At 71.1% G+C, this 16,339-nt stretch carries 14 protein-coding genes; 8 read left to right on the top strand and 6 right to left on the bottom strand.

The window, feature by feature from the left end:
• On the bottom strand, positions 1–1,109 hold a 1,109-nt coding region (locus ASD48_RS15385; protein ID WP_199875800.1), incomplete at its 3' end, for a homocysteine S-methyltransferase family protein.
• Between the two features lie 373 nt (positions 1,110–1,482).
• Between ASD48_RS15385 and ASD48_RS15380 the strand changes: the two genes are divergently transcribed.
• The 5 genes from ASD48_RS15380 to ASD48_RS15360 all read left to right on the top strand — a co-directional run bounded on the left by ASD48_RS15380 (position 1,483) and on the right by ASD48_RS15360 (position 7,443).
• Positions 1,483–2,247: an IclR family transcriptional regulator gene (locus tag ASD48_RS15380; RefSeq protein ID WP_057602149.1), complete on the top strand. Its 765-nt coding sequence runs from the start codon at positions 1,483–1,485 to the stop codon at positions 2,245–2,247.
• Between the two features lie 391 nt (positions 2,248–2,638).
• A complete protein-coding gene (locus ASD48_RS15375; protein WP_057602148.1) occupies positions 2,639–3,433 on the top strand; it encodes an MIP/aquaporin family protein in 795 nt (264 codons plus the stop codon).
• A 74-nt stretch (positions 3,434–3,507) separates the two neighbouring features.
• Positions 3,508–5,046, top strand: a complete 1,539-nt coding sequence (gene glpK / locus ASD48_RS15370; RefSeq protein ID WP_020128308.1) for a glycerol kinase GlpK — start codon at positions 3,508–3,510, stop codon at positions 5,044–5,046.
• A gap of 9 nt (positions 5,047–5,055) precedes the next feature.
• The gene (locus ASD48_RS15365; protein ID WP_057602147.1) at positions 5,056–6,672 is read left to right on the top strand and encodes a glycerol-3-phosphate dehydrogenase/oxidase; all 1,617 of its coding nucleotides are present in this window, start codon (positions 5,056–5,058) and stop codon (positions 6,670–6,672) included.
• Positions 6,673–6,876: 204 nt separating this feature from the next.
• A complete protein-coding gene (locus tag ASD48_RS15360) occupies positions 6,877–7,443 on the top strand; it encodes an SMI1/KNR4 family protein (protein ID WP_057602146.1) in 567 nt (188 codons plus the stop codon).
• A gap of 21 nt (positions 7,444–7,464) precedes the next feature.
• On the opposite strand, the gene mtnK is transcribed toward ASD48_RS15360, so the two are convergent.
• The 4 genes from mtnK to ASD48_RS15340 are packed head-to-tail and all read right to left on the bottom strand — an operon-like array spanning position 7,465 to position 12,358.
• Entirely contained in the window at positions 7,465–8,637 is a 1,173-nt protein-coding gene (gene mtnK, locus ASD48_RS15355) for an S-methyl-5-thioribose kinase (RefSeq protein ID WP_057602145.1), read from the bottom strand.
• 14 nt (positions 8,638–8,651) lie between these two features.
• Complete coding sequence (locus tag ASD48_RS15350; protein ID WP_057602144.1) at positions 8,652–9,698, bottom strand: ABC transporter permease; 1,047 nt, start codon at positions 9,696–9,698, stop codon at positions 8,652–8,654.
• 37 nt (positions 9,699–9,735) lie between these two features.
• Complete coding sequence (locus ASD48_RS15345; RefSeq protein ID WP_057602143.1) at positions 9,736–11,274, bottom strand: sugar ABC transporter ATP-binding protein; 1,539 nt, start codon at positions 11,272–11,274, stop codon at positions 9,736–9,738.
• Entirely contained in the window at positions 11,261–12,358 is a 1,098-nt protein-coding gene (locus ASD48_RS15340; protein ID WP_057602142.1) for a substrate-binding domain-containing protein, read from the bottom strand. The genes ASD48_RS15345 and ASD48_RS15340 overlap by 14 nt, the downstream gene beginning before the upstream one ends.
• A gap of 556 nt (positions 12,359–12,914) precedes the next feature.
• On the opposite strand from ASD48_RS15340, the gene ASD48_RS15335 reads away from it, so the two are divergent.
• Genes ASD48_RS15335 through mtnB form a run of 3 tightly spaced genes read left to right on the top strand, consistent with a single transcriptional unit; the run spans position 12,915 to position 14,850 of the window.
• On the top strand, positions 12,915–13,514 hold the full coding sequence (locus tag ASD48_RS15335) for a cupin domain-containing protein (RefSeq protein ID WP_057602141.1): 600 nt from the start codon (positions 12,915–12,917) through the stop codon (positions 13,512–13,514).
• Complete coding sequence (gene mtnC, locus ASD48_RS15330) at positions 13,511–14,245, top strand: acireductone synthase (RefSeq protein ID WP_057602140.1); 735 nt, start codon at positions 13,511–13,513, stop codon at positions 14,243–14,245. Before ASD48_RS15335 ends, mtnC begins: the two co-directional genes overlap by 4 nt.
• The gene (gene mtnB / locus ASD48_RS15325) at positions 14,242–14,850 is read left to right on the top strand and encodes a methylthioribulose 1-phosphate dehydratase (protein WP_057602139.1); all 609 of its coding nucleotides are present in this window, start codon (positions 14,242–14,244) and stop codon (positions 14,848–14,850) included. The genes mtnC and mtnB overlap by 4 nt, the downstream gene beginning before the upstream one ends.
• Before the next feature lie 152 nt (positions 14,851–15,002).
• Here mtnB and mtnA read toward each other — a convergent pair whose 3' ends face one another.
• Positions 15,003–16,034: an S-methyl-5-thioribose-1-phosphate isomerase gene (mtnA, locus tag ASD48_RS15320; protein ID WP_057602138.1), complete on the bottom strand. Its 1,032-nt coding sequence runs from the start codon at positions 16,032–16,034 to the stop codon at positions 15,003–15,005.
• Between the last annotated feature and the right edge of the window lie 305 nt (positions 16,035–16,339).

Genomic DNA, 16,339 nt, shown 5'->3' with positions numbered 1-16,339 from the left:
AGCATCGCCTCGCGGAACTTCTTCGACCCGTTGGCGTTCGTGCGCTCACCGATCGCCAGGTAGGCGGTGTCCTGGCGGAACGGGACGGTCTGGTAGAGGGAGGCGGCGCCGGGCTCGGGCTGCGGCTGCCGCTCGGCGGGCGACGCCCCCCGGACCCGCTCGACGAGCTGCCGCAGGTGCTCGGGCGTCGTTCCGCAGCAGCCGCCGACCAGGTTCAGCCCGTAGTCGCGGACGAAGGTGTCCTGGGCGTCGGCCAGGCCCTCGGCGTCGAGCGGGAAGTGGGCGCCGTCCTTGGTGAGGATCGGCAGACCGGCGTTGGGCATGCACAGCAGCGGGGTGCGCGAGTGGCGGGCCAGATAGCGCAGGTGCTCGCTCATCTCGGCCGGGCCAGTCGAGCAGTTCAGCCCGATCATGTCGATGCCGAGGGGTTCCAGCGCGGTCAGCGCGGCACCGATCTCGGAGCCGAGCAGCATCGTGCCGGTCGTCTCGAACGCCATCGAGACCAGCAGGGGCACGTCGACGCCGGTCGCCTCCATGGCGCGCCGGGCACCGAGGATGGACGACTTGGTCTGCAGCAGGTCCTGCGTGGTCTCCACGATCAGGGCGTCCGCGCCACCGGCCAGCAGGCCCTCCGCGTTGGCCTGGAAGCCGTCGCGCAGGGTGCCGTAGGCGATGTGGCCGAGGGTGGGCAGCTTGGTGCCCGGGCCGATCGAGCCCAGCACCCAGCGCGTGCGGCCGTCGCGTCCGGCGAAGGCGTCGGCGGTCTCACGGGCGATACGGGCGCCCGCCTCGGACAGCTCGAAGACCCGCTCGGCGATGTCGTACTCGGCCATGGCCGAGTGGTTTGCGCCGAACGTGTTGGTCTCGACGCAGTCCACGCCCGCGTCGAAGTACTCCTCGTGCACGGAGCGGACGATGTCCGGCCGGGTGACGTTGAGGACCTCGTTGCAGCCCTCGAGCTGCTCGAAGTCCTCCAGGGTGGGCTCCTGGGCCTGGAGCATGGTGCCCATGGCTCCGTCGGCCACCACCACACGGGTGGCCAGCGCCTGTCGGAGCTCGGACACACGGGTCCGGCTGTCGGCGGAAGGGGTCGGCGGCACAGAGGCCATGAAAGGGCTCCCTCAGATGCGACGGCTGTCGGCTTTGCGTCACCTCAGGATGAGGGCGGAAACCCTTCCCGAGACGAGCGCACGCCGTCAGGGTAGCCGGGACGGAGGCCTTATGGTCAGGGGCGTCCACGGGACGGACGGGCGTGGCGGCCTTTCACAGGGCGGGCACGAGCCGGGCACGAGCGGGGCACGGGCGGGGCACGGCCGGAGCACGAGCGTGCGACGGCCGCGTCACTCCGTGGAGGCGAATGGCGTAACACGTATCGACCGAACATTAGCGAGAGGTCGACATCGACCGGTAGTGTTCGACATTGCCGAACGGCGGCAGTTGATGCCGTGCGTGGACGGTCCAGGGGACGGAGGCAGGGCGGCGATGGCACGGAACATCCAGTCGGTCGAACGTGCGGCCGCGATGCTGCGGCTGCTCGCCGGTGGCGAGCGGCGACTGGGCCTGTCGGACATCGCCTCGTCCACCGGCCTGGCCAAGGCGACCGCCCACGGCATCCTGCGCACCCTCCAGCAGGAGGGCTTCGTCGAGCAGGACGACGCTTCCGGGCGGTATCAGCTGGGCGCGGAGCTGCTGCGCCTGGGCACCACCTACCTGGACGTGCACGAGCTACGCGCGCGTGCGCTCGTGTGGACGGACGACCTGGCCCGGTCCAGCGGCGAGAGCGTCCACCTGGGAGTGCTGCACCAGCAGGGCGTGCTGATCGTGCACCACGTCTTCCGGCCCGACGACAGCCGGCAGGTGCTGGAGATCGGGGCGATGCAGCCGCTGCACTCCACGGCCCTGGGCAAGGTGCTGTCGGCCTACGACCCGGTCGCGCACAGCGAGGTCCTGGAGGCCGAGCGCAAGCCGTTCACGGACCGCACGGTGTGCGAAACGGAGGCCTTCGAGCGGGTCCTCGACCTGACCCGCGCGCGGGGCTACGCCGCCGACGTGGAGGAGACCTGGGAGGGCGTGGCCTCCATCGCCGCACCCATCCACGACCGGCGGCGCATGCCCGTGGGCGCGGTCGGCATCACCGGCGCGGTGGAGCGGCTGGGGCGGGACGGCGAGGTGCGTCCCGAGCTGATCGCCGCGGTACGGGACTGCGCCCGCGCGGTTTCGCGCGACCTGGGCGCCGGACGCTTCTGAGCGGCTCGCCGCCCCGACCTCCGCCCGACCCAGGGCTTCCGAGAGTTACCAAGAGCAGGCCGGGACGTCCCAGGACGCCTCCGGCCTTTGTCATACGCGGAAGTAACCGTGCGAACCGGCCAAAAAGGGCGAGTACGTGCGCACCGACGCGAAGATCGATAACTCGTGGCGATCAATAACGATCGCGCTTTCGATAACCACACTCTTGACGCACACGTAACGACGCGGCAAGACTCCCGTCCACCGGTCGACATTGTCGAACACCTAACGGCAATACGCGCTAGAGTGTGACAACGCCAAAGGCCGGCATCGCTCTCACCCCCGAGGGCGCTCGAACCCCCGGCGGGACCCGGGGTTCGGCTTCCCTGGACGAAGGACAAAGGAGTCGCGGGTGTCCAGCTCCGACATCTTCATCGGCGAGACCATCGGTACCGCCATACTCATCCTGCTCGGCGGTGGCGTCTGCGCCGCCGTGACGCTGAAGGCCTCCAAGGCCCGTAACGCCGGCTGGCTCGCCATCACCTTCGGGTGGGGTTTCGCCGTTCTGACGGCTGTCTACACCTCGGCGCCCCTCTCGGGCGCCCACCTCAACCCGGCGGTCACACTCGCACTCGCGATCAAGGACGACGACTGGAGCAACGTTCCGGTCTACTGGGCCGGGCAGCTGCTCGGTGCCGCCATCGGCGCCGCCCTGGTCTGGGTCGCCTACTACGGCCAGTTCCACGCGCACCTCACCGACAAGGAGATCGTCGGCGAGCCGGCGGCGGAGGCCGCGAAGGCCAAGTCGGTCGAGGCACGGGAACCGGCCGCGGGCCCGGTCCTGGGCGTCTTCTCCACCGGCCCGGAGGTCAGGGTCGTCTGGCAGAACCTCGCCACGGAGATCATCGGCACCATCGTGCTCGTCCTCGCCGTGCTCACGCAGGGCCTGAACGACAAGGGCAACGGCCTCGGCAACCTGGGCGCACTGATCACCGCGCTGGTGGTCGTCTCGATCGGTCTGTCCCTCGGCGGCCCGACCGGTTACGCGATCAACCCGGCCCGTGACCTCGGTCCGCGCATCGTGCACGCCCTCCTGCCCCTGCCCAACAAGGGCGGCTCCGACTGGAGCTACGCCTGGATCCCGGTGGTCGGTCCGCTGATCGGCGGCGCGATCGCTGCGGGTATCTACAACGTCGCTTTTGCTTAAGAGCACCAGCCACACCGCGTAGTCAGCAGCGCCGTACAGACAGCCCCCTCACCACGGAAACCCAGGAGTACACCGTGACCGACGCGCACACCGCCGGCCCCTTCATCGCCGCCATCGACCAGGGCACCACCTCGTCGCGCTGCATCGTCTTCGACCGGGACGGCCGTATCGTCTCCGTCGACCAGAAGGAGCACGAGCAGATCTTCCCGAAGCCGGGCTGGGTGGAGCACAACGCCACCGAGATCTGGACCAACGTCGAGGAGGTCGTCGCCTCCGCCATCGCGAAGGCCGGCATCACCCGCGACGACATCAAGGCCATCGGCATCACCAACCAGCGTGAGACGACGCTGCTGTGGGACAAGAACACCGGTGAGCCCGTCCACAACGCCATCGTCTGGCAGGACACCCGCACCGACGCGCTCTGCAAGGAGCTGGGCCGCAACGTCGGCCAGGACCGCTTCCGCCGCGAGACCGGCCTGCCGCTGGCCTCGTACTTCGCCGGGCCCAAGGCGCGCTGGCTGCTCGACAACGTCGAGGGGCTGCGGGAGCGCGCCGAGGCGGGCGACATCCTCTTCGGCACCATGGACAGCTGGGTCATCTGGAACCTGACGGGCGGTGTGAACGGCGGCAGGCACGTCACCGACGTCACCAACGCCTCCCGCACCATGCTGATGAACCTGCACACCATGGAGTGGGACGAGAAGATCGCCGAGTCCATCGGCGTCCCGCTCGCGATGCTCCCGGAGATCCGCTCCTCCGCCGAGGTGTACGGCGAGATCACCGGCGGCAAGCTGGGCGACCTGCTCGGCGGCATCCCCGTCGCCTCCGCGCTCGGCGACCAGCAGGCGGCCCTGTTCGGCCAGACCTGCTTCGCCGAGGGCGAGGCCAAGTCCACGTACGGCACCGGCACCTTCCTGCTGATGAACACCGGTGAGAAGCCGGTCAACTCCTACAACGGCCTGCTGACCACGGTCGGCTACCGCATCGGCGACCAGAAGGCGGTCTACGCCCTCGAGGGATCGATCGCCGTCACCGGTTCGCTGGTGCAGTGGATGCGCGACCAGATGGGCCTGATCTCCACCGCCGCCGAGATCGAGACCCTCGCGCTCTCGGTCGAGGACAACGGCGGCGCCTACTTCGTGCCGGCCTTCTCCGGTCTGTTCGCCCCGTACTGGCGTTCCGACGCCCGCGGTGTGATCGCCGGCCTCACCCGGTACGTCACCAAGGCGCACCTCGCGCGCGCCGTCCTGGAGGCCACGGCCTGGCAGACCCGTGAGATCACCGACGCCATGACGAAGGACTCCGGCGTCGAGCTCGCGGCGATCAAGGTCGACGGCGGCATGACCTCCAACAACCTGCTGATGCAGACGCTCTCGGACTTCGTGGACGCCCCCGTGGTGCGCCCGATGGTCGCCGAGACCACCTGCCTCGGCGCCGCCTACGCCGCCGGCCTGGCCGTCGGTTTCTGGACCAGCACCGACGATCTGCGCGCCAACTGGCGCCGGGCCGCCGAGTGGACCCCCCGCATGGACGCGGAGACCCGCGACCGTGAGTACAAGAGCTGGCTCAAGGCCGTCGAGCGGACCATGGGCTGGCTCGAGGACGAGGAGTAAGAACCCCACATGACCAGTCAGACCACCCTGAAGTCCGTGCCTGCCCTGGGGACGCACCCGGCGTCCGGCTCGAACCCGAGCCGCGCCGAGACCCGGGAGCAGCTTTCCAAGGCGTCGTTCGACCTTCTCGTCATCGGCGGCGGCATCCTGGGCATCTCCACCGCCTGGCACGCCGCGCAGTCCGGGCTCAGGGTGGCTCTGGTCGACGCCGGCGACTTCGCCGGCGCCACCTCCTCCGCCTCCTCCAAGCTCCTCCACGGCGGTCTGCGCTACCTGCAGACCGGCGCGGTGAAGCTGGTGGCGGAGAACCACTTCGAGCGCCGTGCGGTCTCCCGTCAGGTGGCCCCCCACCTGGCGAACCCGCTCACGTTCTACCTCCCCGTGTACAAGGGCGGGCCGCACGGCGCGGCGAAGCTCGGGGCGGGCGTCTTCGCCTACTCCGCGCTGTCGGCGTTCGGCGACGGCGTCGGTCACCTCCTGTCCCCGGCCAAGGCCGCGCAGGACGTGCCGGAGCTGCGCACCGACAACCTCAAGGCCGTGGCCGTGTACGGCGACGACCAGATGAACGACGCGCGCATGGCGCTGATGACGGTCCGCGCCGCCGTCGAGGCGGGCGCCGTCGTCCTGAACCACGCCGAGGTCTCCGGGCTGCGTTTCACCAGGGGCCGGGTCACCGGCGCCGAGCTGCGCGACCGGCTCTCCGGTGACGAGTTCGGCGTGAGTGCCCGGCTGGTGCTCAACGCGACCGGTCCGTGGGTCGACCACCTGCGCAGGATGGAGGACCCGAACGCGGCTCCGTCCATCCGCCTGTCCAAGGGCGCCCACCTGGTCCTGAAGCGCACCGCCCCCTGGAAGGCCGCGCTCGCGACCCCCATCGACAAGTACCGGATCACCTTCGCCCTCCCCTGGGAGGACATGCTGCTGCTCGGCACCACCGACGAGGAGTTCGAGGGCGACCCGGCGGACGTCTCGGTCACCGAGAAGGACACCGCCCAGATACTCGACGAGGCCGCGTTCTCCATCCGCGACCAGCAGCTCGACCGTGACCTGATCACCTACGCCTTCGCGGGTCTGCGGGTGCTGCCGGGCGGTCCCGGCAGCACGGCGAAGGCCAAGCGCGAGACGGTGGTGACCGAGGGCAGGGGCGGCATGCTGTCCGTCGCCGGCGGCAAGTGGACGACCTTCCGGCACATCGGCCGTACGGTCATGCAGAAACTGGAGGCGCTGCCCGGCCACCCGCTGGGCGACGACTTCGAGCCGATCTCCTCGCTGCCGAAGAAGCTGCCGCTGCCCGGCGTCGCCAACCCGCGCGCGGTCGCCCACCGGCTGCTGGTCGACAACCCGGCGCCCGGCCCGCGCATGGCGGCCGACACCGCCCGGCACCTGGCCACCCACTACGGCTCGCTGGCCTTCGACATCGCGCGGCTGGCCAACGAGAACCCCGAGCTGGGCGCGCGCGTCCACCCGGACGCGCCCGAGATCTGGGCGCAGGTCGTCTACGCCCGCGACAACGAGTGGGCCGAGACGGCGGACGACGTGCTGCGCCGCCGTACGACGCTGACGATCCGCGGTCTCGCCACGGACGACGTCCGGGGCAGGGTGCAGGACCTGCTCGACAAGAAGTAGGTCCCGCTCGCCCGAAGACGAAGACCCGCCGCCGGCCCGCTCCCCTGACCCGGGCCGGCGTCAGGGGCCGGCCCCTCCGTACCGGGGCCGGATCCGGGAAGGGGCGGCTCCACCCCTATGGAGCCGCCCCTTTCGCATGCCCTCCTCAGGCCCGTCCGCCCTCGCGGCGGTCCGGTTGTCAGTGCCGGGTGCTTTCCTGGGGGCATGAACATCGATCAGGCGGATCCCGCCGAACTGGCGTCCCTGCGGGCGGCCTTCGCCGTGGACGACGGCGGGGCGTCGGCGCTCGGCTGGGAGGCGGTGCGCGCCTTCGAGGCGGAGCACAAGGTGGTGCTGCCGGAGCCGTACCGCACGTTCGTGGCGGAGATCTCCGACGGGTCGCTCCAGGGGCCGCCGTCGTACGGGCTGGTGGGGCTGGCCGAGCTGCCCTCGGACTGGGGCGACGACGGGGCGAGGAGAGACCTGGCCAAGCCGTTCCCGCTCACACGGCAGTGGCTGTGGGAGGAGGAGGACGTGCCCTACGAGGACCAGGATCCCGAGGCGGTCGTCGATCAGGTGCTCCACCACGGTTCCGTCGTGCTGGGGACGGACGGATGCGCCATGAACTGGCACCTCGTCGTCACCGGCCCCCAGCGAGGGCAGATCTGGCAGGTGACCGACGTGGGTGCCCTGCCGTTCGGCGCGGAGTTCGGCCACACGACCTCCGCGCCCGGTTTCGCGGGCTGGGTGGCGCACTGGGCGGCCGGCAAGGAGTGGTTCGACGCCGGGTGAGCGGCCGGCCACCCCGGCCGGTCAGCCGAGCGATTCCACGACCGCCCGTACCGCCTCGACGTCCGTCAGCTCCGCGCGGCGGACGATCAGTTCGCGCCCCAGCAGCAGTGCGCGCCGGGAGGCGGGCACCGGGTCCGGCAGGGTCGTCAGGTCGGTCAGGTGGGCGAAGCCGATGACGCGTCGGACGATCTCCGTGCCCGCGTAGCCGACGGCGTCGGTCCAGACGCGGCGCAGGAAGCGGTCGAGGTAGGCGTCGTCGAAGAAGTCGTCGACACGGGCCGGCCACAGACGGCGGAACTCGGCCTCGAACGCCTCCCAGGAGAGCCGGAGCTGGTCGGCGTGGTCGGACAACGCGCCCAGCTCCCGCGCCCGTTCCTCGGAGACCAGCACATTGGCCCAGTACAGCCCCAGGTCGTAGCCGATGGGGCCGACGAAGGAGAACTCGGGGTCGAAGACCCGCACCACGGGCACGCCTCCGCGCCGGCCGACCATCACGCTGCCGGTGTGCAGGTCGCCGTGGAGGAGGGCCTGCGCGCCGGTCATGAAGGTGTGTCGGAGGTCGGCGACCTCGGTGCGCAGCCGGGTGTCGGCGCGGAAGGCCGCGGCCAGGTCGTCGAGGCCGGGGTGCCAGTGGTTGTGTTCGTGCTCGACGTACGGTTCGGACAGCACGACGTCTTCGGTGATCTTGCACAGCTCCGGGCTGACGGAGGCCGCGATCAGCGCCTTGCGTTCGGCGGACGGCATGCCGAAGTCGCTGGTGGCGAAGGAGAACTGGGCGACGAACTCGCCGATCCGCGCCGAGGTGTGCGGGCCGTAGGCCGCGCCCTCGTTGAGCAGCGTGCGCAGCACCTCGAGGTCGGACATGTCCTCCATGACGAGGGCGTAGTTCTCGGGGTCGTAGCCGTGCACCACCGGGATCTTGTCGGGGGCGACCTTGGCGACCTGCTCGTAGGCGCGGGCCTCGGCGTCGGCGCGGTCGGGGTTCATCGGCCAGGAGGGTCCGGCGACGCGGACCCAGGGCAGGGCCTGCTTGACGGCGAGGCTGCGGGTGCCGTCGGCGGAGGACGCCAGGAACACCCGGTTCATGTTGCCGTCCGACACCTCCCGGACCCGGATGTCCGCGAGGTCCTCCCAGTGGCCCCGCTCGCCGAGGTAGGCGGGGATGTCGTCGGTCTCCAGGATGCGGTAGCCCATGGTCGTGAACTTCCTTATGCGGTGCGGCGCTTGGACAGGGTGAAGCTGAAGACCAGGGCGAGGATCAACACCGCGCCCTCGACGACGTCCTGCGTGTAGTACGGCAGGCCCTTGATGGTCAGGCCGGTGGTGATGATGCCGATGAGCACCGCGCCGAGGGCCGTTCCCCAGACGTTCGGCCGGCCGCGGCCCAGGACGGAGGTGCCGACGAGTGCCACCGCCACCGCCTCCAGCAGCTGGGAGGTGCCGGCCGACACGTCGCCCTGGCCGATCCTGGACGCCAGGATGAGCCCGCCCACCGAGGCGAGGACGCCGGAGATGACGTAGGCCAGGGCACGGTAGGCGCCGACCCGGATGCCGGCCAGCCGGGAGGCCTCGGGGTTGGCGCCGATGGCGTAGAGGACGCGGCCCCAGCGGGTGCGGGCGAGGAAGACCCAGGCGGCGATCGTCAGACCGCCGAAGATCAGCACGGAGATCGGGATGCCGGCCACCGTGCCGCGGTCGATCTTCAGGAAGCCGTCGGTGAACCTGCCGGGTGCGGTCGACCCGTCGGACATGGTCATGCCGGGAGTGATCGACTGGCCGTCGACGAGGATCAGCTTGCTGCCCTGGATGACGAACATCGTGCCGAGCGTGGCGAGCATGTCGGGGATCTTCAGTACGACGATCAGCAGGGCGTTGAGCAGGCCGGCGAGCGCGCCCGCCACCAGCACCGCGAGGATCGCGACCGTGCCGACCTGGTTGAAGACGACCATCGTCTGGGCGGCGACGGAGACGCCCAGTCCGGCGACGGCCCCGACGGACATGTCCATTCCGCCGACGGCCATGGTGAGGGTGACACCGAGACCGAGGATGGCGGCGACGGAGACGTACCGCAGGGTGTCGAGCAGCGTGGCCGATTCGCGGAAGGAGCCCTCGGTCAGCGCGAAGTACAGGAACAGCGCGACCGTCACGAAGATGAAGCCGTACTTGATCACGGCGTTCTGGACGCGCCCCGCGGTGCCGGCCGCCGGCCGGATCGCCGCCTTGGTGGGGACCTCGGTGCTCTGGGTGGTGGTCATGGGGTGATTCCTGGGCCTTCGTGGGGGCGGGCCGGCATCAGACGGACGCCGAGATGGTCTGGATCACGCGGTCGCGTTCCGCGTCTTCGCCGTACGCGTCGAGGTGGACCTCACCGGCCGCGAGGACGACGACCCGGTCGGCCACCTCCAGGACCTCGTCGACGTCGGCGGACAGGACGAGGACGGCCCCGCCCTCGGCGGCGAGGGCGCGGGCCCGGCGGCCGATGTCGCGCCTCGCTCCGATGTCCACACCTCGGAACGGTTCGTCCAGGATGAGGACACGCGGGGTGTGGGCGAGCCAGCGGCCGACGACGACCTTCTGCTGGTTGCCGCCGGACAGCTCCTCGACGGTGCTGTGCTCGTCGCGGGTGACGACGCCGAGGGCGTCGATCGTCTCGCGGCCGAGGGCGTCCTCCTTCGGCCGGTTCATGAGACCGGCCCGGGAGAAGGACTTCAGGAACGGCAGCGAGATGTTCCGCGCGACCGACCAGCCGGGCACCAGGGCGTCGGCGTGCCGGTCCTCGGGGACGAGGTGGACGCCGGCCCGGATGGCGTCGGAGGGGCGGCGGGGCGCGTAGGCCGCGCCGTCCAGTTGGACGGTGCCGGTGGCGAAGGGCTCCGCGCCGAACAGGCCGCGCGCCAGCTCGGTCTTGCCCGCGCCCAGCAGGCCCACCACGCCGGTGACCTCCCCCGCGCGCAGGTCGAGGTCGAGGGGGGTGCGGCCTTCGAAGAGGCGGACGCCGCGCAGCGAGAGGGCGACCTCCCCTTCGGCTCCCGCCCTGACGGGCCGGGCGGTCGTCACCTCCTGGGCCTGCGCCAGCATCGCGCGCAGGGCCGCGTCCCAGTCGAACGGTCTGGACTGGTCCTCGGTGAGCAGACCGTCGCGCAGCACGACCAGCCGGTCGGCGAGCGCGTCGATCTCGCCGAGCCGGTGGGAGACGTAGAGCACGGCGATGCCGTCCTCGCGCAGCCGCTCTACGAGCGCGAACAGCCGCTGTGCCTCGGCGGCGGAGAGCGCGGAGGTGGGCTCGTCGAGGACGAGCAGCCGGGGGCGGGTCGCCAAGGCGCGGGCCAGGATCAGCAACTGCCGGTCGGAGATGCCGAGTTCGCCGACGTCCTGCCGGAGCAGCTGCTCGCTCCAGTCCAGGCCGAGGCCGGCCTGGATCTCGCGCGCCCGGGCGAGCGTGCCGCGGCCGCTCAGGAACGGGTTGCCGCGTTTCTGCGCGAGCTCCTCGAAGACCAGGTTCTCGGCGACCGTGAGGCCGGGCACGATGCCCTCGCCGATCCGCTGGTGCACCGTCTGGATGCCCAGCTGACGGGCGGCCAGCGGCGAGGCGAGGGCGACCGGGGTGCCGTCGACGCGCACCTCTCCCCCGTGGTCCGTGTGGACGCCCGAGAGGATCTTGATCAGCGTGGACTTGCCGGCGCCGTTCGCGCCGAGCAGCGCCACCACGCTGCCCGGTGCGATGTCCAGCGTCACGGAGGCGAGCACCGTCTTGCCGCCGAAGGCCATGCTGACGTCGGTGAGACCGACCGCGGGTACGGCCCGCGAGGGGCCGGACTCAGTGGGCGACATTCGAGATCCAGTCCGCGGTGGAGACCTGCGACAGGTTCAGCGCGGGCAGCGCCTCCCGCAGCTGGTCCATGTTCGCGATCTTCTTCTCGCGCAGGAAGTCCTGCGTGATGGCGACGGCCGGGAACTCGACGGAGGTCCTGTTCAGCTGACCGGCCAGTTCCAGCGCCGTGGTGCGCACGACGGCCGCGCCGACGGCGGACGGGTCGGTGCCCGCGGTGGCGACCCAGGGGCTGTCGGCGGCGGTCATCTGCTGGATGTCGGCGTTGGAGACGTCGGCGCCGAAGACCTTCACCTTGTCCTGGAGCTTCTTGTTCTGCACGGCCAGCACGGTGCCCTTGGCCAGCTCGTCGTAGGGCGCGAAGACGCCGGCCACGTCGGAGTGCTGGGTGAGCGCGGCGGAGACGAGGGGAACGTTGTCGGTGGCCGTGGAGTCGGTGACCTTGCCGACCTTGAACTGCTGCTTCCAGGCCTGCGAGGTCACCGTCGACTTCCACACGCCGTCGCGCTTGTCGAGGGCCGCGTAGCCGGCCACGTTCACGTAGCCGACCTTGGCGTTCCTGCCGACCTCCTTGGCCATCACGTCGAGGACCGCCTGAGCCATGCTCGCGTCGTCCTGCTTGGTGGAGACGACGCCCTCGGTGGCGGTCTCGACGTCGTAGACGACGACCTTGATGCCCTTCTTCACGGCCTTGTCGATCTCCGGCTGGATGGTCGCCGGGAAGCCGTGGTCGATGATGATCGCCTTCGCCCCGGAGTTGATCGCCGAGGAGAGGTCGGTGGCCTGCTTGGCGTTGTCGGCCTGGGCGTCGTACACGGTCAGGTCGATACCGAGTGCCTTGGCCTGGGCCTTCGCGCCGTTGCCCCACTGCTCGAAGTAGTCGCCGGCGCCGCTCTGCCGGACCAGGGCCACCTTGACCGTGCCCGCGCTGAAGGGGGCGGGCTTCTTGCCGGTGGCGGCGGAGGCCGGGGCGGCGTTGGCGCCGGTGCCCTTCGAGGCGTCCGTGGACTGCGCGCAGCCGGAGAGGACGAGGGCGGAGACGGAGGCCAGCGAGAGCGCGGCGAGAGGCAGACGGACACGGGACATGAGGGGCTCCAGGTGCAAGGTGACGCAGAAGGGGGGCGCGAAGGGGAAGCGCGACGGGGAGGCGGGGCAGGGGTGCGTGAGCCCGGAGCGAAGGACGGGAACGAGCCACCGCGCATGGCGGGGAGCGCCCCGGGAACGGGGGCGCGTCAAAGCTCCGGGAGGGGTCAGCGACAGCTGGCCGTGGTCGACCGGAGCAAGTCCACGTACAGCCGCCGCACGAGCAGCAGCGTCTTCATATGCAGATCATGAGAACGATTTCAGCCACCCGTCAAAGGAATGGACATCGCATCTCATTATTCGAGACATCGATTACGTCACAGGCGGAGGACGCGCCGCCGGGAGTTACCATCACGGAACCGGCATCCGACCCGGCACAGTGAGGCCCCGATGACCAGAGATGGCGCGAACGCGCTGCGCATGCCCTGCATGCGGCGCTGTCCCGGCGCGTCCTGTCGCGGCTGAGTGACCGTCCCCGCCGCCCGTCTCCCCCTTTCCCCTCCCCGTCCGATCCGTCTCGGTATCCGGACGCCCCTTCCAGAAGCCTGGAGTTGCTTCCATGACGCTGCTGACGACCTGGTCCGAGTCCGGCCCGGAGACCCTGGTCCGCCGCACCTGCGACCCCGTCGAGATCGCCGCGGCACTCAAGCCGCTGGGCGTGCGCTACGAACAGTGGCCGGTCCGCGCGGACGTGCCGTTCGACGCCGACAGCGAGACGGTGTTCGCGGCCTACGGCCCGGAGATCGAGAAGCTGAACGCGGAGGAGGGCTTCACCACCGTCGACGTCCTCGGCCTGCACCCGAGCGACGACCCGGAGTTCCCGGCGAAGGCGAAGGCGGCCCGTGAGAAGTTCCTCCAGGAGCACACCCACGACGACGATGACGAGGTCCGCTTCTTCGTCTCCGGCTCCGGCATCTTCTACCTGCACGTGAACGGCGAGGTGCACGCCGTCTTCTGCGAGAAGGGCGACCTGCTGGGCGTGCCGCGCGGCACCACCCACTGGTTCGACATGGGCACCAACCCGTCGTTCACGGCGATCCGCTTCTTCCACGAGGAGGACGGCTGGATCGGCAGCTTCACCGGCTCCACCATCGCCGGCCGCTTCCCGGACTACGACACGATCGCGGCCGGCTACGAGGCCGACCGGGCCGCCGCGTGAGCGCACCGGGCCCGACGTACGACGTGGACGCCGTGGTGCTCGACATCGAGGGCACCACGAGCGCCACGGGCTTCGTGGTGGACGTGCTGTATCCGTACTCGCGCGCCCGCTTCGCCGAGCTGCTCACCGAGCGGGCCGGGGAGCCCGCGGTGGCACGGGCGATCGCGCAGGTGCGCGAGCTGACGGGCGAGCCGGACGCCGACGCGGCCACGATCGAGAAGACACTGAACGCCTGGCTCGACGAGGACCGCAAGGCGACCCCGCTGAAGAGCCTCCAGGGCGTCATCTGGTCCGAGGGCTTCGCGCGCGGCGACCTCGTCTCGCACTTCTACGACGACGTCGTACCGCGGCTGCGTGCCTGGCACGCGGCGGGGCTGCGGCTGTACGTCTACTCGTCGGGCGCGGTGTCCGCCCAGCGGGCGTGGTTCACCAACAGCCCGGCGGGCGACCTCACCTCGCTCCTGTCCGGTCTGTACGACACCGAGAACGCCGGCCCGAAGCAGGAGCCGGATTCGTACCGCCGTATCGCCGGATCGACCGGAGTGGCGGCCGACCGGCTGCTGTTCCTCTCCGACCGGCCCGCCGAGCTGGACGCGGCCCGCGAGGCCGGCTGGCACGCGGTCGGGATCCGGCGGCCGGGCGAACCGTATTTCGAGCAGGGCGTCGGCGACCACGCGCAGGCGGGGACGTTCGACGAGATCACCGCAAGCAACTCCAGGAGCACTTCATGACCGCCGACCTCACCGCACTCGACCTGGAGGAGGCCGGGGCGGTCCTCGCCGCCGAGTCCGCCCGCTTCGCCTCCTTCGGCTGGATGCGCGGCACCTCGGGCAACCTGTCGGTGGTGCTCGGCCGCGACCCGCTGCGGCTCGCGGTCACCGCGAGCGGCCACGACAAGGGCGAACTGACTCCCGCGGACGTGGTGCTGGTGGACGGGGACGGCGCCGCCGTGCACGAGGGCAAGCCGTCCGCCGAGGCCGAGCTGCACGCGCGCGTGGCCGCGCTGACCGGTGCGGGCGCGGTCGTGCACGTGCACACGGTGGCCTCCGTGGCGCTCGGGCACCGGCACCCGGGCGGCATCGTCTTCAAGGACCTGGAGATGCTCAAGGGCGTCGGCCAGCCCGCGCACGACGTCGAGGTGACGCTGCCGGTCATCGCCAACAGCCAGGACATGAAGGTCCTCGGCGACCGGCTGGAGGCGGCACGCGAACCGCGGATGCCCGCGGTGGTCGTGGCCGGGCACGGTCTGTACGTGTGGGGCGACACCCCGCGCCAGGCCCGACACCACACCGAAGTCGTCGAATGGCTGCTGGAGTTGGAGCTGACGCGGCGCTGACCGCCTGTGTCCCGCGAGCCACCGCGACACGCGGGACACGCGGGACACGCGGGACACACCGAAGGCCACGGTCCCTCGACCGTGGCCTTCGGTGTGTCCGGCGCAGCGGAGCCGGGCGCAGCCGCAGCCGGCGTCGGGCGCAGCGGGTGTGCTCAGCGCAGCCGGTCCCCGGGCAGCTCCCCCGCGGACACCTCCAGTACGCCCCGCTCGGTCACCAGGCCCGTCACCAGCCTGCCCGGCGTGACGTCGAACGCCGGGTTGTGACCGCGCGACTCTGCGGGCGCCGTCCGCACCCCGGCCCACTCCAGCACCTCGTCCTCGCCCCGGAGTTCGATGTGGATGGCGGCGCCGTCCGGCGTCGAGAGATCGACCGTGGTGGTGGGCGCCGCCACCAGGAACGGGATGCCCGCGTCGGCGCAGGCGAGGGCGACCCCCACGGTGCCGACCTTGTTGGCGGTGTCGCCGTTGGCCGCGATGCGGTCGGCGCCCACGATCGCCGCGTCGACCTCGCCGCGCAGGATGGTGCCGGCGGCGGCCCCGTCGGCCTGGACGAAGTGCGCGATGCCCTCCTGGACCAGCTCCCAGGCGGTCAGCCGCGATCCCTGGAGCAGCGGGCGGGTCTCGTCGGCGTAGACGACCTCGAGGCGCCCGCGCGCGTGCAGTTCGCGGATGACACCGAGGGCGGTGCCCCAGCCGGCGGTGGCCAGCGCGCCGGTGTTGCAGTGCGTCAGGATCCGCAGCGGGCGGTCCGCGCCGACCCGTTGCAGCAGCCAGTCCGCGCCGAACGCGCCCATCGCCCGGTTCGCCTCGACGTCCTCGCGCTGCACCGCGGCCGCCTCCGCCAGGACCGCGTCGAGGCCCTCGCCGAAGCGGGTCATGACCCGGTCCACGCACACCATGAGGTTCACGGCGGTCGGGCGGGCCTCGCGGAGGCGCGCGACGGCCTTGCGTATCTCGTCGTCCGTCCAGCCCTCGCGCTCACCCTGCAGGAGCGCGATCGCGACGCCGTAGGCGCCCGCCGCGCCGATCGCGGGGGCGCCGCGCACGACCAGCCGCTGGATCGCGTCGACCAGAGTGTCCACATCGTGGACATCAACGGTCGCGGTGCGATGCGGGAGAGCGGTCTGGTCGATCAGCGCGAGGCCGGTTCCGGTCCACTCGACGGCGCGCAGTTCCTGGGACATAACGGGACGCTCCTGATGTTCCATTGGTGTTCGACACCGTACATGACCTCGCAGAACCCTCGACGGACGGCGAGCGAACCACAGTTCGAGACACCCCGCCGGATGTCCGGAAACGAGTGTTAGAGTCCAGCACCTGCATCCGCAGGGCGATACCAGCATCCCGCAGAACGAGACGAAGGGGGAACGCATGCCGCTGCTCACCAGGCGCCGCTTCCTCGACTTCGGCCGCTGCGCCGGCGACGGCTGTCGCGGCTGAGTCCGTCCCCTCAGCCCTCCCCCGCGGTCTCTGCCGCACCGAGCACCGT

It is taken from the genome of Streptomyces sp. Root1310 (assembly GCF_001426425.1).
Classification (GTDB): Bacteria; Actinomycetota; Actinomycetes; order Streptomycetales; family Streptomycetaceae; genus Streptomyces.
This window is presented reverse-complemented; position numbering and strand designations above follow the sequence as displayed.